Raw genomic sequence first — 22,191 nt, forward strand, 5'->3', positions numbered from 1 at the left:
TTGCGGCCTGAACAATCGCAAGTGTCCGGCGAGGGGGCGGCTTTGTAAAGCCGGTTGTCCCCACCCGCATAGCGGGTGGTTTCTGATGCGGCGCGCTGCGCGCCCCGCACAGGCTAAAGCCTTTAAATAAAAAACGAGGGAAGGCACACGTCCTTCCCTCGTTGCAAGCAATATGTAGCCGCTTGCCTACATCAGGCGCAGGCTGACGTCCTTGAGCTGGGCGCCGGAAACGGCACTCGGAGCACCCGACATAAGGTCGGAGCCGCTGGCCGTCTTGGGGAACGCCATGACGTCGCGGATGGAGTCGGAACCGGTGAGCAGCATGCACACGCGGTCCAGGCCCAGAGCAAAACCGCCCATCGGGGGCGCACCAAACTTGAGGGCCTCCATGAGGAAGCCGAACTGAGACTCGGCACGCTCCTCGGTAAAGCCCAGGAGCTTGAGCATGGACATCTGCATCTCGGCGTTGTGGATACGCATACCGCCGCCGCCGGCCTCAAAGCCATCCATGACAAAGTCGTAGGTGCAGGAGCCGGCTGCCAGGGGATCGGCCTCGATCTTGGCGATGTCGGTCTCGGTCGGCAGAGTGAAGGGCTGGTGCTCGGCAGCGTAAGCCTTGCGGTCCTCATCCCAGTGGAACAGCGGGAAGTTGACGACCCACAGGAAGTCGTGACCCTCACGCTTAATCTCGAGGGCGTTGGCCATGTGCGAGCGCATGCCGCCCAGGATCTCGTCAGAGAGCAGGCGCGGACCGGCGGCAAACATCACAAGGTCGCCGGGCTCGACGTCCATGCGCTCACGCAGAGCGGCCATCTCCTCGTCCGAGAAGAACTTGACGATGGGGCTGTTGATGGAGCCGTCCTCGCGGAAGGCGATCCAGGCCAGGCCCTTGGCGCCAAACGTGGAGGCCACGCCGGCGAGCTTATCGATCTTGGCACGTGCCCAGGCACCGGCGCCCTTGGCGTTGATGGCCTTGACGACAGAGCCCTCCTCATTTGCGGCAGTCGCAAAGACCTTGAACTTGGAGTTGGCGAAGATGTCGGTCAGGTCGACCAAGTGCATGCCATAGCGGGTATCGGGCTTGTCGGAGCCATAGGTGTCCATGGCCTCCCAGTAGTTCATGCGACGCAGCGGCGTGGGCATCTCGACACCCATGCGGCCGAAGGCATCGGCCAGGACCTCTTCGAGCGCGCTCATAACATCGTTCTGGTCCACGAAGGACATCTCGATATCGACCTGGGTGAACTCGGGCTGACGGTCGGCACGCAAGTCCTCGTCGCGGAAGCACTTGGCAACCTGATAGTAGCGCTCGACGCCACCGACCATAAGCAGCTGCTTCAGGAGCTGCGGGGACTGCGGCAGGGCGTAGAAGTTGCCCGGCTGAATACGGCTGGGAACGATGAAGTCGCGAGCGCCCTCGGGCGTGGACTTAAACAGGGAGGGCGTCTCGACCTCCATAAACTCACGGTTGTGCAGCGCCTCGCGAATGGCAAAGGTAAAGTCGGAGCGCAGCTTGAGGTTGGCCATCATCTCGGGACGACGGAGGTCCAGATAGCGATAGCGTAGACGGGTGTCCTCGCTGGTCTCGATGCCGTCCTCGATCTGGAACGGCGGGGTGACGGAAGTGTTGAGCACCTCGGCATGATCGGTCAGGACCTCGATCTCGCCGGTCGCGAGCTTGGTGTTGGTGGTCTCCTCGCCACGGGCGCGCACGACGCCATGGATCTTGATGGGCCACTCGGGACGCATGGTCTCGGCGATCTTAAAGGCATCGCCGTCGGAGTGCTCGGGGTCGAAGGTGAGCTGCGTGATGCCCTCACGGTCGCGAAGGTCGCAGAAGATAAGACCGCCGTGGTCGCGGCGACGGCTCACCCAACCGGTGAGGGTGACCTCTTCGCCCACGTTCTCGCCGCGAAGCTCGCCGCAGGTACGGGTGTGCATGGAATGCTCGTCGATGGGACGGGTCTGGCTCATACCAGTGATCCTCCTTTATGGATCTGTGCCGCCCCGTGTCGTTCCGGGCGGCGTCGTACAGATTTGCCCGGCCTGCGTAAACCGCGCAGCCAGACATGACGTTCTATCTTATCGCACCTGTGTCGATGTGCCGCGGAAAAGTAGCTCCTGCCCAAAGACTTGACGGAGACGAAACAATTGACGCACCGCGGCACCCGCCCGCGCTCGTCACGTGCGACAATATGCCCAATAAAACTGCACTCGGAAAGGCCCGCCATGACTGTACGCCTCATCGTTATGGATATCGACTCCACGCTCATCAACCAGGAGGTCATCGACCTGTTGGGCGAGGAGGCCGGCGTAGGCGAGCAAGTGACGCAGTTCACTGAGCGCGCCATGCGCGGCGAGCTCGACTTTAAGCAGGCGCTCGAGGAGCGTGTGGGGCTGCTTGCCGGCTTGGACGAGAGCGTGTTCGAGCGCACCTTTGCGCGCGTGACGTTTACCCCCGGCGCGCTGGAGCTTGTACGCTCGGCGCACAGCAAGGGCTGGAAGGTCGGCGTGGTAAGCGGCGGCTTTCACGAGGTCGCCGACAAGATCGTGGCCGCCGCGGGCATCGATTTTTGCCTGGCCAACCGCCTGGAAGTCGTGGACGGCAAGCTCACCGGCAAGCTGGCGGCCGACATCGTGACCAAGGAGTCCAAGCTCATCCAGCTGCTAGATTGGGCAGTTGAGTGCGGCGTCGATATGGCCCACACGGTCGCGATCGGCGACGGCGCCAACGACATCCCCATGATTCAGGCCGCGGGCACGGGCATCGCGTTTTGCGCCAAGCCCAAGACGCGCGAGGCGGCCCCGTTTGCCATCGACGAACGCAACCTGATGCTCGCCATGGACATCATCCTGCGCGACTAGTCAATCCATCTAACAATTGAATCAGTCTGTCCTATAGTTTCCGAACAATTTTGTCTTAGTGTTCGGAAACATACCCTTTGAGTGCTAGACTTTGCGCCGTCGAAGGGAACATATATGGATAAGCGAGATCTTGAGCAATTGCTGAGCGATGTTGCCGGCGGAGCAGTCACCCCTGCCGACGCCCTCACGCGCATCCAGACGGCTCCGACCGCCGATTTGGGCTTTGCGCAGCTCGATCTTTCGCGCGGGGTGCGCCAGGGAGCCGGCGAGGTTGTCTACGGGGCCGGTAAAACCGCCGATCAGATTGCCGCCATTATCGAAGCACTGCGCGATGCCGGCCAGGAACGCATCCTGGTCACGCGCTTGGATGCCGAAAAAGCCGCGCGCACCGCTGAGCTTCTCGACAACGATATCGACCTGGGATATGTCCCGGACGCCCAGCTCGCCCTCGTGGGCGGCAAGCCCTCCCCCACCGGCAACGGACGCATCGTCGTCGCCTGCGCCGGCACGAGCGACCTGCCCGTCGCCGAAGAAGCCGCGTTGACGGCCGAGTTCTATGGCAACGAGGTCGACCGCCTCTACGACGTGGGTGTCGCCGGCCTGCACCGCCTGCTCGCTCATGCTGAGGAACTTGCCCAGGCGCAGGTGGTCATCGCCATCGCCGGCATGGAAGGCGCCCTGGCGAGCGTCATCGGAGGCCTTGTGAGCTGTCCGGTCATCGCCGTCCCCACCAGCGTGGGCTATGGCGCGAACTTTGGCGGCGTGGCCGCACTGCTCGCCATGCTCAACTCCTGCGCCAGCGGCGTTTCAGTCGTCAATATCGACAACGGCTTTGGTGCCGCCTACCAGGCAAGTCTTATCAATCATCTGAGCGCCGGCACGTCCTGCGCCCGCTAAGGAGCATTTCATGTCCAACCATCAGCACACGCTTATCATCGACGGCACCTCGGGCATCAGCGGCGATATGACCGTCGCGGCCCTGCTCGACCTGGGCGCCAGCGAGGAGCATCTGCGCGAGCAGCTCGCCACGCTGCCGGTCGACGGCTTTGAGATTGCCGTTACACGCGCAAACAAGCATGGCATCGACGCCTGCGACTTTGACGTTCAGCTGGCAGAGGAGCTCGAGAACCACGACCACGACATGGCCTGGCTCTACGGCAACAAAGCGGCTGCCGAGCACACACACGAGCATGAGCACCACCATCATGATCATGGCGAGCACGAGCACGAGCACTGCCACGAGCATGACCATGAGGCCCACGGTCATGGCCACGAGGGTCACCATCACGCCCACGGCCATCACCACCGTTCTTTGGCGGACGTCACCGCCATCATCGACGGCTCGCAGCTAAGCGATGGCGCCAAGCGTCGCGCGCTCGCCATCTTTACCGCGCTCGCCGCCGCTGAGGCCAAGGCCCACGGCAAGACGCCCGAGACCGTCATGTTCCACGAGGTGGGCGCCGTCGACTCCATCGTCGACGTCTGCTCTGTCGCCATCTGCCTCGATGACCTGGGTATTGAGGACATCGTGGTCGAGTCGCTCTCCGAGGGTCACGGTACCATCCGCTGTGCCCACGGTCTCATGCCCATTCCCGTCCCCGCTGTCGTCAACCTGTGCCAGGCGGGCAATATCGCCCTCACGCCCGCACCGGTCGCCGGCGAGCTTGTGACGCCCACGGGCGCCGCCATCGTCGCCGCGTTGCGCACGTCCGAGCACCTGCCGGCCCGCTACCGCATCGAGGCCGTCGGCTACGGCGCCGGTAAGCGCCCCTACGAGGGCTGCTCCGGCACGCTCCGTTGCCTGCTTGTTCACGTGGATGCATAGCCATGGATGCACGCAAGGCAAAAAGCCGCGCCGCCATCGTCGCGGCGTTCTCCGAGCTGCTGCGCGAAGAGGACTACGGCAAGATCACCGTCGGCGACATCATCGCTCGCGCCCATGTGGGTCGGGCCACGTTCTACGGCCTCTTCAAGAGCAAAGATGACCTACTGTCCGAACTCGTGAGCGACATCTGCACCCACGCCCTCGACGACGATGGCACACCGTTCGACGACCCACGCGTGCAGGTCGAGCATATCCTCAACAACCTCTGGGAGCGCCGCCAGGGCGTACGAGCCCTCGTAGCCGGCGCCGGCTCACGCGTCTTCGCCGACTGTCTCCGCAAGACCATCATGTCGCGCGCAGCCGAAACCGTCCCTACCGACCCAAACGGCCCCGCCGCCACCATGGACCGCAGCTTCCTCCTACACCACATAGCCTCAAGCTTCGTAGCCACCGTCCAATGGTGGGCCTGGCACAACTTCGAAGCCAACAAAGCCGACGTAGCCAAAGACTACCTCTCAGCCATAAAGCCCCTCTTCACCTAAGTAAGAAGCTCATCCCAAAGCATCGCCCCAACCCAGGCCGCCACGCATCCCAAAGTGTCACTCGCGCTTCAACGCCCCCCAACAGCAACAAGCCCCTCCCATCCAAATTCAGATATATATGTTGGGTTGCTTGTTCGAACACAGCCAAAAATGCCCAGGGCTCGGTAAGGGTTAACTTTCCAACGCACTCCGCAGGACGCAAAAAGGCTCGCCGCACGAAGTGCGCAGCGAGCCTTTTTGCATGTCCGAGGACGCGTTGGAAAGTTAACCCTTACCGAGCCCGGACCTTATAGAGCCGTCCTTAGCCTAGAACATGCCCAAGAAACCATGCACAAACAGCGCGGCCAGAGCGGCACCGACAAACGGAGCGATGCCAGGAACAAGCAGACCATACTTCCAGTTGTTGTCAGCCTTGTTCTTGATCGGCAGCACCTGATAGGCCATGCGAGGACCAAGGTCACGGGCTTGGTTCATGGCGAAGCCGGTGATGCCGCCCATGCCCATGCCAACGGCCCAAACGATCAGGCCGACGCAGATAGCGAGCATCAGGACGTTCTCGCCAGCACGGTTAGCAGCAGCAAGGATGGCGCTGATGAACACAAAAGTGCAGATAGCCTCGCAGAAGAAATTACGGGCATAGTTCGTACCCTCGGTGGTGGGGTTGGTCGAGAAGATATTGCGCTGGGCAATGGGATCGACGACGCCATCGGAAGCCTTGAACTCATCGGCATACATAAGCCAAGCGATTACGGCGCCCACAAAGCCGCCGAGCATATCGGCAATCATGAAGGGGATGCAGCTGCCCCACGGCACCAAGCCGACGATGCACTGGGCAAGCACCATGGCGGGGTTCATGCACACGGCGCCGCCAAAGACAAACAGGCAGACCGAGATGCCAAAAGACCAGGTGGTGATGGCAAACATATGGCCGGAGCCCTGATACTTAGTGCCCTTGAGCACCGTATCGCAGTGCACGCCCACGCCAAAGATGATCATGAGGGCCGTTGCGCCGAATTCACAGAGGAGTTTGGTAAGCATAAAACCTTATCTTTCTTGTCGGTTATAAACGATTCGTTTAGGCCGCGCACTAGTGCTGCGCGACGACAACGCCCAGGCCATCGGGAATGACGGCAACCTTGGCATCGGCACCCTTCATCTCAAAGGCGAGCTTGAGCGCCTCCTCGATAGTGTTGACCGGCGTCATGTGCATATCCTTGAGCATCTGGTGATCGCACAGGTCGGTGACCATGATCACGGGGTGATGCGCCAGGATGCGGGCAAAGATCTGGCTCGTCCACTGATCGGGCAGGGTCTCGTCCTTGGGACGATCGATGCAGGCGCGCTCAAATTCTGCCGGATCGTTGTCGGCGATGTTGTGATAGAAGCCCTCGCCGCCGTGACCGTCGGCACAACCGGCGACATCGATGATCACGCCGCCCTCGGGAAGCGTGGCCTCGGCAGCGCACATACCCTTCACAGCCTGGTAGATGTTCTGGTCGAGCGGGTAGCCGCCGTTAGTGGTAATGGCAATCTCGCACTCGACGGGCTCAACGCCGGCAAGGCTCTTCACGAACTCGCAGCCAGCCTCGTGCGCCTTGTGGATGTCGCCGGCAAAGGAGCCGATGACCTCGTGCTTGCCGTTAAGCACCACGTTAAGCACAAAGGCAAGGTGAGCCATCTCGGCGGCGGCGAACATGTCCTCGCTCACGTGGTTGTGGCACAGGTTGCCGGCACGCGAGTGGGAATCGTTTACAAACTGACCATTGTGGTTGTACATGATGGTCTTGTAGCTGGCGATGCCAGGCAGGACGGACTTGCGGCTACCAGAGAAACCAGCAAAGAAGTGCGGCTCAATAAAGCCCTCGGCAAGCAGCAGATCGCAATCGGCCGCAATCTTGTTGATGATGCACTCGCCACCAGAAGGCAGGGTGCCGATCTTTTTCATCATGCTGTCGTCAGTCGCGACGTGCATAACGATTTCCTCGTTGGCAACGATCTCCTCGCCGTACTTGTTGACGAGCTCCTCGTGCGTCGACGGACGATGCATACCCGTAGCAACCAGAATGCGAACGCGCGCCTCAGGCGCAGCGGAATGGATGTGATGCAGCAGAATAGGCATCGTCACACGCGAGGGAACGGGACGCGTATGATCGGAGCTAATGATGACAATATCCTTCTTGCCAGCACAAAGCTCCTCGAGCAAAGGCGAGCCATAAGGGTTGGCAAGCGACTCCTCTACTAGCTCCTCCTGCGATTTTGTAGTCTTAAACTCGTTTTGATGACCTTCCATCACACCCGCGAAATTCTTATCCTCGAGCTCCAGATGCAACGTCTTGTGGTCAAACGGCAGTTCACATTCAAACAATGACGAGCGCCCTCTTCCTTTCAACTGACACACTAGATAAACCGTTGGAAGGATACGCCGCTCACCGAAAAACACCACCGTCCACCGACTCATTAACACAACGTTCATATTTGACCCACAACAAAACGGCCGCAATCCCAACCGGGACCGCGACCGCTACAGTCGTAAGGCGAGAAGCGCCAAACGCGCCGCCGGGACAGACCCCATCCAAAACGCGCGAAGCGCACTATATTCCCTCAGCCAGTAATCCGCCGAAGACCGGACATCGCAGGGCCCGCCATCAGCTTACTTTTAGGCACACTCCGCAGGACGCAAGAAGCCCTCGCCGCACGAAGTGCGCAGCGAGGGCTTCTTGCATGTCCGAGGACGTGCCTAAAAGTAAACTGATGGCGGGCCCGGACGACTACAGGGCTATCGATTACCCCGTGTTCTGCAATCCTGCCGAGACGCCGGTCACAGTCGAAAGAATCAGGCTCATGTACTCGGCCTTCTTCTCCTCGGCCATCTCGTCCTGGTTCATACGCACCTCGCGAAGGGCGCGGACCTGGGCGATGGACAGGGCGTCGACATAGGGGTTGCGCACGCGGACAGCGCAGCCGAGCACGCGACGACGCTGCAGCGGCCACTCGTCACCGACGATGGCAAGGACCCACTTACGGGTGAGCTGCATCTCGGTGAAGACCTTCTCGGACAGATCCTGGCGATCGCCCAGGTGCAGATACATCTTGGCGATGCGCTGGTCGGTCTTGGCGATCGACATCTCGATGTTGTCGATAAAGGTGCGGAAGAATGGCCACTCCTGGTAGGCAGCCTTGAGCTGGTCAAGATCGCCCAGCTGCTCGCAGGCGGTGCCCAGGCCGTACCAAGCGGCCAGGTTAATGCGTGCCTGGCTCCAGCTGAAGATCCACGGAATGGTGCGCAGGTCGTCGAGCGACTTGGCACCCAGGCCGCGCTTGGCCGGGCGCGAGCCGATCGGCAGCAGACCGACCTCGGTCAGCGGCGTCACGGTCGAGAACCACGGTGTAAAGTCCTCGGTGTTCAGCAGGTCCAGATAGCGCTCATGGCTTACTGCGTTGAGCTTCTCCGCCATATCCCAGAACTTCTGCGTGGTCTCGGTGTTGGTCTTCTCGACGCTCGGGGCCGACTGCAAAAGCGTTGCGGCGGCAACGGACTCAACATGGCGCTGAGCCAGCGTGCGGTTACCGTAACGGGCAAAAATGACCTCGCCCTGCTCGGTGAGCTTAAAGAAGCAGTTGACCGAACCCTTGGGCTGCGCCAGCACGGCCTTGTTGGCCGGGCCGCCACCACGGCCCACGGCACCGCCGCGACCGTGCATGAGCACCAGGTCGATATCGTTCTTCTCGGCCCACTTGGCAATGCGCTCCTGCGCGGAGTGCAGCGCGAGCATGGCCGTGGTAGGACCGGCATCCTTGGAGGAGTCGGAATAGCCCAGCATGACCTCCATGCGGCGGTTGGTCTGGGCAAGGCGCTTTTGCACCACGGGCAGCGTAAGCATCTGGTCGAGCACGTCGACGCAGCCCTCGAGGTCCTCGAGCTGCTCGAACAGCGGGATCACGTCGAGCTCGGGGACATCCTCCTCGTGTGCAAAGGACAGGTGGGCAAGCTCAAAGACGTCGGCCACATGCTGGGCGCTCTTGGTGAACGAGATGATGTAGCGGTGCGCCATCTTCTTGCCGTAGCGCTTTTGGATGGAGCCGATGGCGCGGAAGGTATCGATGACCTCGCGCGTCATGGGCTGCAGATCGCCGTGGATACCGTTCTCGTGGATATCCTTGAGGGCGCGGGCGTGCACCACGGAGTGCTGACGGAACTCCATCTCGACCATATGGAAGCCGAAGGACTCGACCTGCCAGATGATGGTCTGGACCGGGCCGTAGGCAGCACGAACGGCACCGCAGGCGGCCAGGGAGCGCTGAACGACACGCAGGTCATCCAGGAACTCGTCTGCGCTGTGATACATGGTGTCGGTGATGCGACGAACGGTGGCGTTCAGACGGTCTGCCATGACGAGCATAACGGCGCGATGCGGCTCGTGCTCGGAGATCAGCTCGGCGCGGGCCGTGTACTGGGTGCTCATCTCGACCTGATGGTTCCACAGGTTGATGAGCTCGGCAGACGGCTTGCTGTAGGTGGCCTCGAGCGTCAGGTTGCGGCCGATGCGGCGGCACTTGTCCTCGAGCTTGAGCACCATGTGAGTGAAGTACTTGGCGGCGACCTCGCGGCTCACCTTGGCGGTGACGTTGGGATTACCGTCGCGGTCGGAACCGATCCAGCTGCCGGGATGGAAGAACGCCGGGCACAGCGGCGGCACGGTACCGGCCTTATCACCCAGCACCCAGTCGTCAAAACGACGATAGATGACGGGGATGACGTCGAACAGCGTGCTATCGAAGATGTCGATGATGGTATCGGCTTCCTCGACCGGCGTGGGCTTCTTCAACGCGATGGGGCTCGTGCGTACCAGGGCGTCGATTTCCTGCAGCATATGGCGCTCGTTCTCCACCAGGTCGGAGCCGCCCAGACGCGGACGCTCCTCCAGCAGGTTGGAGATACGGCGAATCTTGCCCTCGACGGCCTTGCGACGGGCCTCAGTGGGATGTGCGGTAAAGACAGGGTGGAACTCCAGCTTGTCGAGCAGCTCGTTGGCGCCCTCGGCACCCATCTCGTTTACCAACTGGTGATAGGCGACGGTGAGTTCGTTGGCGGGATCGACCTCGGTATCGGTCGATGCGCCGGCCTCGCGCTCGCGCAGCTGCGCCACGCGGTAGTTCTCCTCCGACAGGTTTGCCAGATGGAAGAAGCTCGTAAAGGCGCGGACGATGACCTGCTGCTTATCGAGCGGCAGACTGTCGATCAGATCAACGACCTCGCGAAACGCCACGGCGGTGGGCTCGTCGGCAGTGGGCACGCCCTGCTCGTCGACGGACTCGTCGGCAGCACGGGTGCCGGGGTTTCCGGCGTTGGCCACAATCTCGGCTGTCAAAATCTTGTCGAACAGGTCCGCGATCTCGGGATCATACTCGCTAAGCACACGGCGCTCCAGGCGCAAGAACAGCGCCAGATTGTCGCGCAGCTCCTCGGGGATCTCGATCTCGGCGAGACGCTCCTTGGATTCGGCATTCGAGCCGATTCGGTTAACGAGGCGGTTGACCACGGCAGCGACGCGCGCCGCGGCTTCGGGTACAGACTGGTTGCTTAGGTTCTCAGCCACGTTTCCTCCCATTCCTCCTTCTATGCACGTAACATGCGGTATTCATTATAGGCGCTTGAGAAATACTTTCGACACTGATTGCGCTTTACCACACAAAAGTATTTTCTGCATTGCAAGGGTTTTTGCCCTAAATGGTCGTATTTCTCGGTGGGCGGCATACGTAAACGGGGGCATTCCGCATAAAAGCGAAACACCCCCGTAACAATCGCTCTCCATGAGCAGGGCACGCTGGCAGGCCCGCAGCTCAAAAAGATGAGCTACAGGCGCTCGCGAACCGCCTCGACGACGTTGGCCAGATCGACGAGAACCTCGTCATGGCTCTCCATGTCGCGCACCTTGACCTTGCCGGCGGCAAGCTCGTCGCCACCCAGGACCAGGATGAGCTTGGCGCCCACCTTATCGGCCTGCTTAAACTGGGCTTTGAGCGAACGACCCTGGTAGTCGGCCTCGGTCACAATCCCTGCGGCGCGAAGCTGCTGCGTAATGGCAAAGACGTTCTGACGCAGATCCTTGCCGGCATTGGCGACGTAGACGCACGGGGCCTCCTCGGCACCCAAGTCGTTACCAAATGCCTGAAGGGCCAGCAGGGCGCGCTCAAAACCGACGGCGAAGCCGACGCCGGCCGTGGGCTTGCCGCCCTCGAGCTCGACCAAGCCGTCATAGCGACCGCCGCCACCGATGGAGCCGACACCGGCGCCGGGAGCCTCGACCTCAAAGACGGTACGGGTGTAGTAGTCCAGGCCGCGCACCAGGGTAGGATCCTCGACATACTCGATACCGGCGGCGTCCAGATAGCGCTTGACCTGCTCGTAGTGCTCGCGGCACTCATCGCACAGGTTGTCGCCCATCAGCGGGGCGTCGGCCATGATCTCGCGGCAATGGTCGTTCTTGCAGTCGAAAGCGCGCAGCGGGTTGAGCTCGGCGCGTTCGCGGCACTCATCACACATCTCGTCGGCGTGATCGAGGATAAACTGCTTGACCTGCTCGCGATATGCCGGACGGCATTGGGCATCGCCCATCGAGTTAATAAGCAGACGGAGCTTGGAAAGATCGAAGCCCAGGCGCTTGTAGAACTCCATGAGCATGATGATGCACTCGGCGTCTGCCGCCGGATCGGGAGCGCCGAGCCACTCGATGCCCACCTGATGGAACTGGCGCAGGCGGCCCTTCTGGGGACGCTCGCCGCGGAACATGGCCTCGGCATAATAAGCCTTAAACGGCGTGGAGCCCTGGGGCACCAGGTTGTTCTCCACGACGGCGCGCACCACACCGGCCGTGCCCTCGGGGCGAAGCGCCAAGCGCTGCTTGGGCTTAAGCTTGGTGTCGGTGCCTTCGGTAAAGACGCGCTCCAGGTTGGCGCCGCTAAACACGCGGAACATCTCCTTGCGCACGACGTCGGTCGACTGGCCGATACCGTGGACAAAGACGTCCACCTGCTCGATCGCGGGCGTCTCGATGGGCTTAAAGCCAAACGGCTCGAACACGCCGGCCGCAATCTGCTGCATCTTTTGCCAGGCGCGCATCTCGGCGCCGATAAGGTCGCGGGTTCCCTCCGCCTTCTGTGCCTGCATGGGCAAACACCTTTCTTTTGTATCGCGTCATAGGTAGTGGACATTATACGGCACAAACACAAACAGCGGCGGCGCGTCTGACCGAACGAGGGTATGGGGACTCGTTCGGCCAGATGCGCCGCCGCTGTTTGTAATCCGTGGCCGCCTTGGAAACCGAATGATGGTACGAGCATCTATTCGGCCTCCAGGGCAGCCACGGACAGAACGGGTTAAACAGAAAAGAGCGACGGACGTCTACTCCCCCGCCACGCTCGCACGCAGCTTGGCGGCGATGGGCTCGGATGCCAGCAGGAACACGAGCATGACCACGGAGCACGCCAGGCACACAATCCAGGTGCTCGCAAAGGAGCCCGTGGCATCGAACAGCACTCCCGAGACGATGGCGCCCACGGTGCCGCCCCGCCGACCATCTCGAGCGAGGTAATGGTGCCCGTGACCTTGCCGAGGTCGGCCATACCAAACTGCTTGGACGCGGCAATGGTAGGCGTGATGGTGCCCATGCACGTTCCGATACCAAAGCTCACGGCGGCCACAATAGGACCAAGGTCCGTCGTCGGGAAGCACAGCGCCACACAGGCGACAATACACGCAACGGAGCCAAGGATATTGCCAAAGCGCAGGCCAAAGCGGTCGTAGATGGCACCGAGCGAAATCTTGGCGATAACGACCGTGGCCATGTAGGCAGAAAGCACCGTACCGGCCCACATGGGGTCGTGGCCACCCGTGACGATCTTGGCGCCGTTGACGGTAACGCTCGTCATGTTCGTAACTTGGTTGGGCAGGATGGCGCCATTGACAAGCCCCATAAAGAGGAAGGCGACGACAAGCAGCCAAAACGCCGGGCTCTTCTTGATGCGAGACCAGCCAACGTTAACCTCAGGAGCCGTGTGCTCGTCCTTGTCGCCGGCCGTCGAGACGGACGAATCGCCCGGGTTCTCGCCGAGCGGCTTCAGGTCAATCTCGGAAGGCTTGGTGCGGAAGGAATAGGCCGTGATGGGCAGCGCCGCCACCATGCAGATAGCCGCGAGCACCAGGAAGGCGGAACGCCAGCCAACGCTCACGATCAGCGAGCTCACGATGGGAGACAGAATAGCGCCGCCAAAGCCCGAGCCCGAAAGTGCGATGGAGATGGCAAGGCCTCGCTTGGCCGTAAACCAGTTGGCGGTCACCAGGCTAATGAGCAGGCGGGTCGAGGCGACGGCAAAGCAGCCCGAGACGGCAAAGAGCACGTAGACCTGCCACAACTCACCGACAAAGCTCATACCGGCAAGAACGGCAGAGGTAGCGATAACGGTTAGGGAGCCCAAAACGCGACCGCTTACTTTATCGGCAACATGACCGATCACAAGTGAGCCGATAACGCTCACCACGGTGGAGATGGCGTTGGAGATGTTGTACTGCGCAAGCGTAATCCCGAGGTCGCTTACGATGAGTGGCTGAAACAGGCTCATGCAGTTAACGAAAATCGTGTAACACGTGGCCATGATCACAAAGCCGGAGGCCACCACGAGCCAACCGGGGAAGAATTTATGCTGCCGGGACATACCGCTCCTTTTAAACAAACGAATAGTCTGCGCCGGGCGCCGGTAGTGCCCAAGATTGCCTTGAAAGACAAGGGCATAGGCCTTATGGCCATGCCCGCAGGCTTGAAAGGCAAGGTTGGGCGCTACCGGTGGTCGGCGATGTAGCCCAAAGCGACGGCGGCATAAGCCGCGGCGCCAAGGGGAAGCTCGGCATCGCTAAAACGTGCCTTGGGATGATGCTGAGCAAAATGCTCGTCCGTATCAGTCACGGCAGCGCCCACGGTAAAGTACGCACTCGGGATCTCGCTCGAGATCAACGCGAAGTCCTCGCTCGCCATGGCGTGGAACAGCGGCAGGAAGGCGGACTTGGGCAGCGCCGCGCCCACGTAGCCAAGCGACGCCTGCGTCATATCGTCATCGAGTACGAGCGGGGGAACATCCGAGAGCGTCTCGATAGTCGCCGGCGTACGATAGGTCGCGGCAACGCCTTTGACGACCTCCGCGATGCGGGTCTTGAGGCGCTCCATGAGCTCGACGTCGAAGCCACGCAGCGTTCCCTCGAGCACACAAGTGTCGGGGATGACATTTGCGGCCTGACCGCCGGCGAACTTGCCAACGGTAAGCGCGACCTCCTTGGCCGCCGGCACCTCGCGGGAGATGAGCTCCTGAAGCGCCAGATGCACATGGACGCCGGCCGTGATGGGGTCGATGCAGATCTCGGGGCTCGAGCCATGGCCGCCCTTGCCCTGAAGCGTGATGCGAAAACCGTACACGCCCGAGAGCGCCGGGCTGCCGTAGAGCACCAGGCCAAGCGGCGACTGGCTATTGACATGCATGGCAAAGGCGGCCTGGGGACGCGGGCTCTGCAGCAGACCGTCGGCGATGGCGGCGCGGGCACCCTCAAAGGTTTCCTCGCCCGGCTGGAACAGCAACTTAACCGTGGCGTTGGCGTCGACAAGCTCGGACTCGCGGGCCTTGAGCAGGCGCGCCGCACCAAGCAGCGCCGTCGCGTGCATATCGTGACCGCAAGCGTGCATGCAGCCGTTGGTGGATGCAAAGGGCTCGCCGGATTCCTCGGCAACGGGCAGGGCATCCATGTCGCCACGAAGCATGATGACCGTACCGGCCTGCTCATTCGTGCAGACGCCATTGCCTTGGGCCGCGGCGGCACCGGCGCCGACAAGGCCCACAACGCAGGAACCATCAACGAGTGTGGCAAATGGGATGTCCATCTCGGTCAGGCGCGCTTGGATATACGCAGAGGTCTGTGGGAGGCTATTACCCAGCTCGGGCATCTGGTGGAGATCGTGTCGCCACGCAGCGAGCTCGTCTGCAAAAGCCTGAGCTTCTGCAACAAGACCGTCACCGATAGCGGTCTGCGCCGCTGCGGTGGCCTTGGGCGCTGATTGCGGTTGAAGATCGGACAAAGCTGGTGCCATAGATGCCCTCCAGTATCGTTTTTGCAGCAAGCACTTTGATAGCGTAAAGTGCAAGGTACTACTTTAAGGGCGAGGCATAAAAAATGCCGCCCCGGGAGGGCGGCGCAACAAGTTGTTTACAATTGCGGGCGCGGCTTTCGACGCAAAAAATCGAAGTGAGTCTCGCTCAAGATAATCGACAGGAAGATTAGCGCGAAGCCGGCGAGCAGGCGCGAGGTGAGCGCCTCCCCCATCAGCAGCACCGAAAACAGCACACCCGAAGGCGACTCCATCGAAAGGAGCAGCGAGCCCGTCGAGGCCGGGACATGCGCCAGGCCGACGTTTTGGATGAGCAGAGCCGCGCATGTGCAGCCCACCGAGAGAAACGCCATCGCACTGATAAAGCTCGGCGTCCACACGGACAGAGGCGCTTGGGTCTCGAATAGCAGCGACGTTGCCAGGCTCAGCACGCCGTTGCCCACAAACATCCAAAACGTGATGACGTTGATGTCCATTTTGCGACCGTACTTGGCAGTCACCGCCATCTGGATGGCGAAAAAGGCCGCACCCGCCAGCGTAATGACGTCACCAATGTTGAATTCAACGCTATCGAGTGCGACGAGGCCAATGCCCGCTAGGCACAGCAGCGCGGCACCCAAGTTGTAGCGCGTGAGCTTTTCGCCGCTCAGGAAATAGCTCGCAAAGGGCACGAGGATGCAGTACGTACCCGTCAAAAACGCGTTCTTGCCCGCCGTGGTGTGCGCCAGACCGACTGTCTGCAGGGCGTAGGCGGCCCACATAAGTGTGCCCATTCCAAGTCCGACGATAAGGTTGCGGGCGTTGAGGTGCGCGATGATGCGCTTGTGGAAGATGGCAAACATGACCAACGCCGCAGGCAGAAAGCGCACGTAGAGCAGTTCAAACACCGGAATGGTGTCGAGCGCGTCCTTCATGGTCGTAAAGGAGTAGCCCCAGACGACTGCCACCGAAAGCAGCAGGACTTTCCAGAACAGCGGAGAACGTGCGCCGGCGCCCCGGAAAATACCGCCCGCGCCTAAATCCTCGCGGGCCACAGGGCTATCGGGCATGTTTTCGATTTCGTTGGCAGCATATTGGGCCATGGAACATCCTCACACTCAATCTGGGCGTGGTGTCCGCACGCGTATGGCTGCGTGCCGCCTCATGGTCAAATAAAAACGGGGCGCACCGGACCCCCGGCACGCCCCGCTACTGTAGCAACAACCGGCGTTGCATCGCAATCCAGCCCACTAAAGCGTTTTGTTCCGCCGTTCTACCGAACGGCGGACCGGCCGTCGCTGCGCGAGCCGCATTCACGCCAATCTGACGTTCAATTTCAAGGGCGCGACCAGAAGGTCAGCGCCCTTTCATTTCACGTCACCTTGGCGCAAATGCGGCTCGCTCGCTGGCATTAGTGCTACATCAGCGTTAACGTTGCCGCACTAAATTAGCTTTGTCGACTCCAGCTTTTCGATGATCCAGTCGTTGGCTTTGATGACCGGACGGCGGAAGACGACGCCCAGGGCCAGCGACGGAATCAGATAGCTCGCCAGAATGCCCAGCTCAACCCAGTACTCCATATGGTAGGCGCCAGCCATGGCGGCATGCATGGCGTTAATGCCATGGGTAAACGGCAGGAACGGATAGATCGCCTGGAACACAGAGCCGGTCATCTCGATGGGGAACGTACCGCCCGAACCGCCGACCTGCATGACCAGCAGCACAACGGCCAAAGCCTTGCCGATATCGCCAAACGAAACCGTAAGCGTGTAGACGATATTGGAGAACACGAGACTCGCGACCCAGCCCGCCAGCACAAACTGCAGCGGGTTGTCGCACTGAATGCCAAAGAACAGGATGTCGCCCGCGCACACGAGCGTTGCCTGCAGCAGGGCCAGACCGCCAAAGAACAGGTAGCGGCCCAGGTAGATCTCGTGCAAGCGCACGGGGATTAACTCATTGATGAGTTCGTCGTCAACCGACACCTTCATCATGGCCGCCAGCACGATCGAGCCGACCCAGAGCGACAGAATCGTGTAGAACGGCGCCATGGCCGAGCCGTAGTTGCGGATCGGATAGACCGGCTTGCGATCGAGCGCGACGGGACCGGAAAGCGACACGGCCAAACCCTCGGGATCATTGCCAATCATCGTCTTGATCGTGGCCAGATCGTCCGACATAAGGGCGCCGTCGAGCTCGTCCTTAAAGGCACTGATCTTATCGGACGCTTCACCCAGCTGATCGGAAGCCTTGTTGACCAGCTTTGCAGCCTTGGAGAGGCCCTTTGCCAGCGAACCGGATGCGTCGGTCAGGCCGTCTACGGCGCTATCCAGATCGCCCGAGATGCCATCCAGCGAGTCCAGGATGCCTGGAACCGTCTTCTTGAGCTCCTTTGCCTTGACCGAGAACGTGGAGTCGTAGTCGGACTTGGCGCCCGAAATGCCCGCCTTAGCATCGGCGATGGCCTGGTCGACTTCGGCACGCGTGCTGTTGACCTCTGCCATGCTGTCAGAAAGGGACTTAGCAGTTGCCGTCAGGTCCTTGGCGCTGTTGCGATACTCCACCGCGATCCTGTTCAGCGATGTTGCCACAGACTTGAGGCTCTCCTGGAGCTTTTCGTCACTGACCTGCTCGGCAAAGCCGCGGAGCTGGTCGGCCGTGGCGTCGATATCGTCGGCACGTGTATTGAGCGCCGCCGCGGCATCGTTGAGCTGAGACACCGTAAGGTCAACATGCTGATTCGCGGCATCGAATGCCTTCGCAAGCTCGGCGGACACGTTGTCGAACGAGCCAGCGCTTCCGTCAATCGCGGCGTTGATGGCGTCGTTGGCGGCCTTCAGCGCTTCTTTGGAATCGCTCATGCCGCTCTTGGCATGCTCCATCAACCGCTTGGTCGACTCATCGACCGTACCCGTCTGCTGGAGCATACCGCTCGCCGACGTCAACGAATCGGACGTAGAGCTCAAAATGCCCGCCAGCGACGAAGCATTAGCCTGAACGTCTTGCAGGTCCTCAATCGAATCGCCGAGCGTCGAGGACAGGTTGGCGATAAAGTTGCTGACCTGGTCGGTGCTCATGTAATCGAGCAGGCTGGACACCGTCTTAAGACCGATGCTCGTAATGGTCTCGGTAAAAGATTCGTTAACCTGGTTCTGAACGGCGCTCGAACCCTTCTCGGTCACGATCTGCGCGATGGCGTTGGCCTTCTGGTTCTCGTAAAACTCGATATCGGCGTGTTTCACGTCGGTCGAGAAAAGCGTCATCATGTCAGCGCTAAACGTTTTGGGGATAACGACGGCAGCATAGTACGCGCCCGACTTAACGCCCTCGATAGCCTTTTCGCGATCGTTAAGCACAACCCAATCGAAGCTCTCGTTGCCGCGTAGGGTGGCGGTCACGTTTTCGCCCACGTTAACCTCGACGGGAATCAGATCGCTCTCGTAACCCTCATCGGTGTTGACCACGGCGATCTTAAGATTGCCGGTGTTGCCGTACGGATCCCAGCTGCCGGCGATGTTAAACCACGCGTACAGACACGGCACGATAATGAGGCCCATCACGACAATCAAGCCGATCACGGAGCGAGACACGTTTTGGACATCGCGCCTAAACAGATGCAGGATGTTCTTCATTTATGCCTCACCTCCTTTGGGGTGCTTGCCAAGCGCGGTGGTATCTCCATCATTTGTGGCTGTGCTGTCGCTGCCCTGAGATTTATGGTGCGAGCCGATATGCGGCAAGCGGCCCGTGGACTGATCGCCGCCCTTGGCACCACGCTCGCTGGCGTTGAGGCCAAACATGTGGCGGGCGGCAGGAATGGCGGCCGTGTGCTCGCGCATCTCGCGACGCAGGTCCTCATCCGAAAGCGCCGAGATGCGCATCTGGGTATTGAGGCTCGCGCGGATATATTCGATATTGATAAGCCAGCCGCAGATGGCAATAACCGAGATGATCCAAATGACAAGCAGGATGATCTTGCCGTTATTGTCGATATCGAGAACCGTCGACAGGACAAAGAGCAGGACCTGAACGCCCACCACGGCGGCAAAACCGCCCTTGATGTAGTACGGGTAACGATGTTCAAAGGCGACCGCATGATCGAGCAGTTCGCGACGGTACGAATCGGAATCGAGCATGACACGCATGGCCGTGCGCAGCGAGTAGCGCTGGCGCGGCAGGTCGTTGGACTCGCAAATCATCATACCGGTCGTGGAAAGCTGTTTATCAAAGAGCAGGTTAAGGTTGAGCAGCAGCGGACGCAGCTGCAGACCGATAAAGAGCGCCACGATCAAGAACACGCCCAGAATGCACAGGTTAAACAGGTAGTTGAACGAGTACATGCCGCCGACCGTCTCGCGCAGCAGATTGATGCCGTAGGTAAAGGGCAGCAGCGGGTGCAGCCACTGGAAGAAGCCTGGCATCATCTCGATGGGGTACATGCCCGACGAACCCGGGATCTGCACGATAACCAGAATGACGCCGATAGCCTTGCCGATATGCTTAAACGTGGTGGACAGCGCATAGATGATATTGACGTAGGTGAACGAGATGGCGATGCCGCCCAGCACGAACAGCAGCGGGCTGACGCACTGCACGCCGATCACCAGATCGCCTACCGTAACGATGATGGCCTGCAACGCGCCCAGGATCACCAGGAGCAACCAGCGGCCAAAGTAGCCCTGACGCGCGGTAAAGCTGCCGATGCCTTCGCGGTCGACCTCGAGCTTGTAGATGGCGATAAGCACGTAGCCGCCCACCCACAGCGCCAGATTGGTATAGAACGGGGCAATGCCCGAACCAAAGCTCTTGACCGGGTAAATTGACTTTGAGGTCAGCTCGACCGGAGATGCCATGAAGTCTGCAACATCATCGACGTCGACGCCCATCAGGCCGGCCAGCTCGCCCATGGACTCGGAGGTCTGTAGCGCCGCGATGTCGTTGGCGGCGGTTGCGAGCTTGTCCTGGACCTTGGCAAGCGAGGCATCGGTCTGGGACAGCGTGGTCTTGGCCTGACCGAGCGTGGCGTTGAGTTGCGAAAGTGTACCGCGCGCACTTGCAATAGTAGGCGTGAGGCCAGACACGATTCCCGTCAGATCACCCGAGACGGCGGCAAACGAATCAAGTGCGCTCGAGACCTTCGGCAGCGCGTTTTGACCCAGGTCCGTCTGAGCCTGGCCAAGGTTGGTCGCACCGGTCTGAATTGCATTATTGATAGCGTCGCTGGCACCCGAGACAGCCGCAGCGCCATTCGCCATGGCGCTCGACTGCGCAGACAGACCGTCCTTGATGCTCTGAAGCTTTTCATTCTGCTCGCGGAGCAAATCGATGATCGATACAATGCGCGCGTCAATTTCCTTGGAACCTGTCGACGTGTCATTGACGAGAATTTCCAAGTGCCCGATAACGGCCTTATTGTGGTCGATCGTCGCTTGGAGAGACTCAAGCGAGTTGTCGATACGGGTAGTCGTAGATGCGACCGTGCCCGTCAGCTTGCCAATCGCAGCGTTTGCGGAGGCTGACGTCTTGGTGAGCGCAAGGCTGCCTTCCGAGAGCGCCTTGGAGAGCGAGGCGACAGAGTTGCCCGCCGTGGCGCGAGCCTCGCCCAGCAGGTCATTGCCCTGGGAGATCGCCTGCGTCAGCGACGGCGCCTGACCCTGCAGACCGGCAAGTGCCGCATCTGCCGAGGCAATGGAACCACTCGTCTTATCGATGGCGGCATTCATGTCGCCAATCGAATCACGCACTTCGCCCAACGTATCGGAAGCCTCTGATACCGAACCGGCCAACGAATCCTGAGTCTGGGTTGCCTTGTCCTTTAAATCGACTCCGGCATCCTTGGCAATACTGGCAACGGTCTCGCCCACCGTGGAGACAAATTCCGAGTTGATCTGCTCCTCGATGGTGTTTGCACCGGTGTCGGTAACCTTGGGCGCAATAGCGCTCTTCTTCTCATTGACGTAGTACGTAAGCTTGGGCTGATGGTAGTTGCCGTCGAGCATCGAAACCAGGTTATCCGAGAAGTTCTTGGGGACTACGATGGCCGCATAGTACTCACCGCTCTCGACGCCCTCTTTGGCATCGGCCGCAGAATCGACGAAGGTCCAGCCCAGCTGATCGTTCTCCTTGAGCTGATCGACGACCTGATCGCCCGCGTTGAGCTCGCCCACCAGGTCGTTTTGGGTGCCCCGATCGTTGTTGGCGATGGCAATCTTGATGCCCTGGGTGTTTCCGTACGGATCCCAGTTGGCCACGATGTTGTACCAGGCATACAGCGAGGGAATAACGCACACGCCAAGGGTAACCACCAAGGCGACGGGGTTCACAAGCAGTCGCTTAATGTCGCGCTTAAATATCGCAAAGGAGACCTTTGCATTGGATAGTTTGCTGCCGAGACTCACGCTTGGACCATCCATCCTGTCGTTGAATCGAATCGTACTATTGATAACCATTGTACGTAGGCGCTTTAGCGTCTCAGAGCACAATGGTATTGAGTTTTGCGGGTAGCAATATACTACGAAGACGAATTAACGTACAGTTGTACAGTATCTTTAATTTCAGCAGGTCACAAAACCACAACCCCGACAAATAATTGATCCCTTGGGGACGGAGGAATCATTCAAAAGGAAACGAGAGTGGAAAATCTCCCACTTCAAGCCCGCATTGGGGGTGCGGACGATTTCTTGGACCGCGCCTAGGCGTATCCAAGTGGAGTGGGTATGATGAATTGGACACCTAGTTAAGAGCGAAAGGTGTTCAAGATGACCCAAAGAAGAAAGCGATACGACAGGCAGTTCAAGGTCTCGGCGGCAAAGGTGGTCCTGTCCGGGGAAAT

Annotated in this window: 14 protein-coding genes; 4 read left to right on the forward strand and 10 right to left on the reverse strand. The window is 60.3% G+C overall.

Features of this window, described 5'->3' with window-relative positions; translation table 11 throughout:
* Window positions 1–186: 186 nt before the first annotated feature.
* Complete coding sequence (aspS, locus tag AAAX59_RS08395) at window positions 187–1,974, reverse strand: aspartate--tRNA ligase (protein ID WP_349071450.1); 1,788 nt, start codon at window positions 1,972–1,974, stop codon at window positions 187–189.
* A 255-nt stretch (window positions 1,975–2,229) separates the two neighbouring features.
* Between aspS and serB the strand changes: the two genes are divergently transcribed.
* From serB to AAAX59_RS08415, 4 genes are all read left to right on the forward strand, one after another.
* The gene (serB, locus tag AAAX59_RS08400) at window positions 2,230–2,865 is read left to right on the forward strand and encodes a phosphoserine phosphatase SerB (protein WP_349071451.1); all 636 of its coding nucleotides are present in this window, start codon (window positions 2,230–2,232) and stop codon (window positions 2,863–2,865) included.
* A 114-nt stretch (window positions 2,866–2,979) separates the two neighbouring features.
* The gene (gene larB, locus AAAX59_RS08405) at window positions 2,980–3,762 is read left to right on the forward strand and encodes a nickel pincer cofactor biosynthesis protein LarB (protein WP_349071452.1); all 783 of its coding nucleotides are present in this window, start codon (window positions 2,980–2,982) and stop codon (window positions 3,760–3,762) included.
* Window positions 3,763–3,772: 10 nt separating this feature from the next.
* A complete protein-coding gene (locus AAAX59_RS08410; RefSeq protein WP_349071453.1) occupies window positions 3,773–4,690 on the forward strand; it encodes a LarC family nickel insertion protein in 918 nt (305 codons plus the stop codon).
* 2 nt (window positions 4,691–4,692) lie between these two features.
* Window positions 4,693–5,232: a TetR/AcrR family transcriptional regulator gene (locus AAAX59_RS08415; RefSeq protein ID WP_349071454.1), complete on the forward strand. Its 540-nt coding sequence runs from the start codon at window positions 4,693–4,695 to the stop codon at window positions 5,230–5,232.
* A gap of 306 nt (window positions 5,233–5,538) precedes the next feature.
* On the opposite strand, the gene larD is transcribed toward AAAX59_RS08415, so the two are convergent.
* The 9 genes from larD to AAAX59_RS08460 all read right to left on the reverse strand — a co-directional run bounded on the left by larD (window position 5,539) and on the right by AAAX59_RS08460 (window position 21,757).
* Entirely contained in the window at window positions 5,539–6,270 is a 732-nt protein-coding gene (larD, locus tag AAAX59_RS08420) for a D/L-lactic acid transporter LarD (protein ID WP_349071455.1), read from the reverse strand.
* A 49-nt stretch (window positions 6,271–6,319) separates the two neighbouring features.
* Entirely contained in the window at window positions 6,320–7,597 is a 1,278-nt protein-coding gene (gene larA / locus AAAX59_RS08425) for a nickel-dependent lactate racemase (protein WP_349071456.1), read from the reverse strand.
* A 418-nt stretch (window positions 7,598–8,015) separates the two neighbouring features.
* On the reverse strand, window positions 8,016–10,748 hold the full coding sequence (locus tag AAAX59_RS08430; protein WP_349071463.1) for a phosphoenolpyruvate carboxylase: 2,733 nt from the start codon (window positions 10,746–10,748) through the stop codon (window positions 8,016–8,018).
* Window positions 10,749–11,086: 338 nt separating this feature from the next.
* Window positions 11,087–12,400 (reverse strand): histidine--tRNA ligase, encoded by a 1,314-nt coding sequence (hisS, locus tag AAAX59_RS08435; RefSeq protein WP_349071457.1) that lies wholly within the window; start codon window positions 12,398–12,400, stop codon window positions 11,087–11,089.
* 209 nt (window positions 12,401–12,609) lie between these two features.
* Window positions 12,610–13,944, reverse strand: coding sequence for an MFS transporter (locus tag AAAX59_RS08440; protein WP_349071458.1), 1,335 nt, complete (start codon window positions 13,942–13,944; stop codon window positions 12,610–12,612).
* A 122-nt stretch (window positions 13,945–14,066) separates the two neighbouring features.
* Window positions 14,067–15,362, reverse strand: a complete 1,296-nt coding sequence (locus AAAX59_RS08445; protein ID WP_349071459.1) for a M20 family metallopeptidase — start codon at window positions 15,360–15,362, stop codon at window positions 14,067–14,069.
* A 116-nt stretch (window positions 15,363–15,478) separates the two neighbouring features.
* The gene (locus AAAX59_RS08450) at window positions 15,479–16,462 is read right to left on the reverse strand and encodes a DMT family transporter (protein ID WP_349071460.1); all 984 of its coding nucleotides are present in this window, start codon (window positions 16,460–16,462) and stop codon (window positions 15,479–15,481) included.
* Between the two features lie 339 nt (window positions 16,463–16,801).
* Window positions 16,802–18,991 (reverse strand): YhgE/Pip domain-containing protein, encoded by a 2,190-nt coding sequence (locus AAAX59_RS08455; protein WP_349071461.1) that lies wholly within the window; start codon window positions 18,989–18,991, stop codon window positions 16,802–16,804.
* Window positions 18,992–21,757, reverse strand: coding sequence for a YhgE/Pip domain-containing protein (locus tag AAAX59_RS08460; RefSeq protein WP_349071462.1), 2,766 nt, complete (start codon window positions 21,755–21,757; stop codon window positions 18,992–18,994).
* Window positions 21,758–22,191 lie beyond the last annotated feature (434 nt).

Source organism: Collinsella sp. CLA-ER-H2, from assembly GCF_040092405.1.
GTDB lineage: Bacteria > Actinomycetota > Coriobacteriia > Coriobacteriales > Coriobacteriaceae > Collinsella.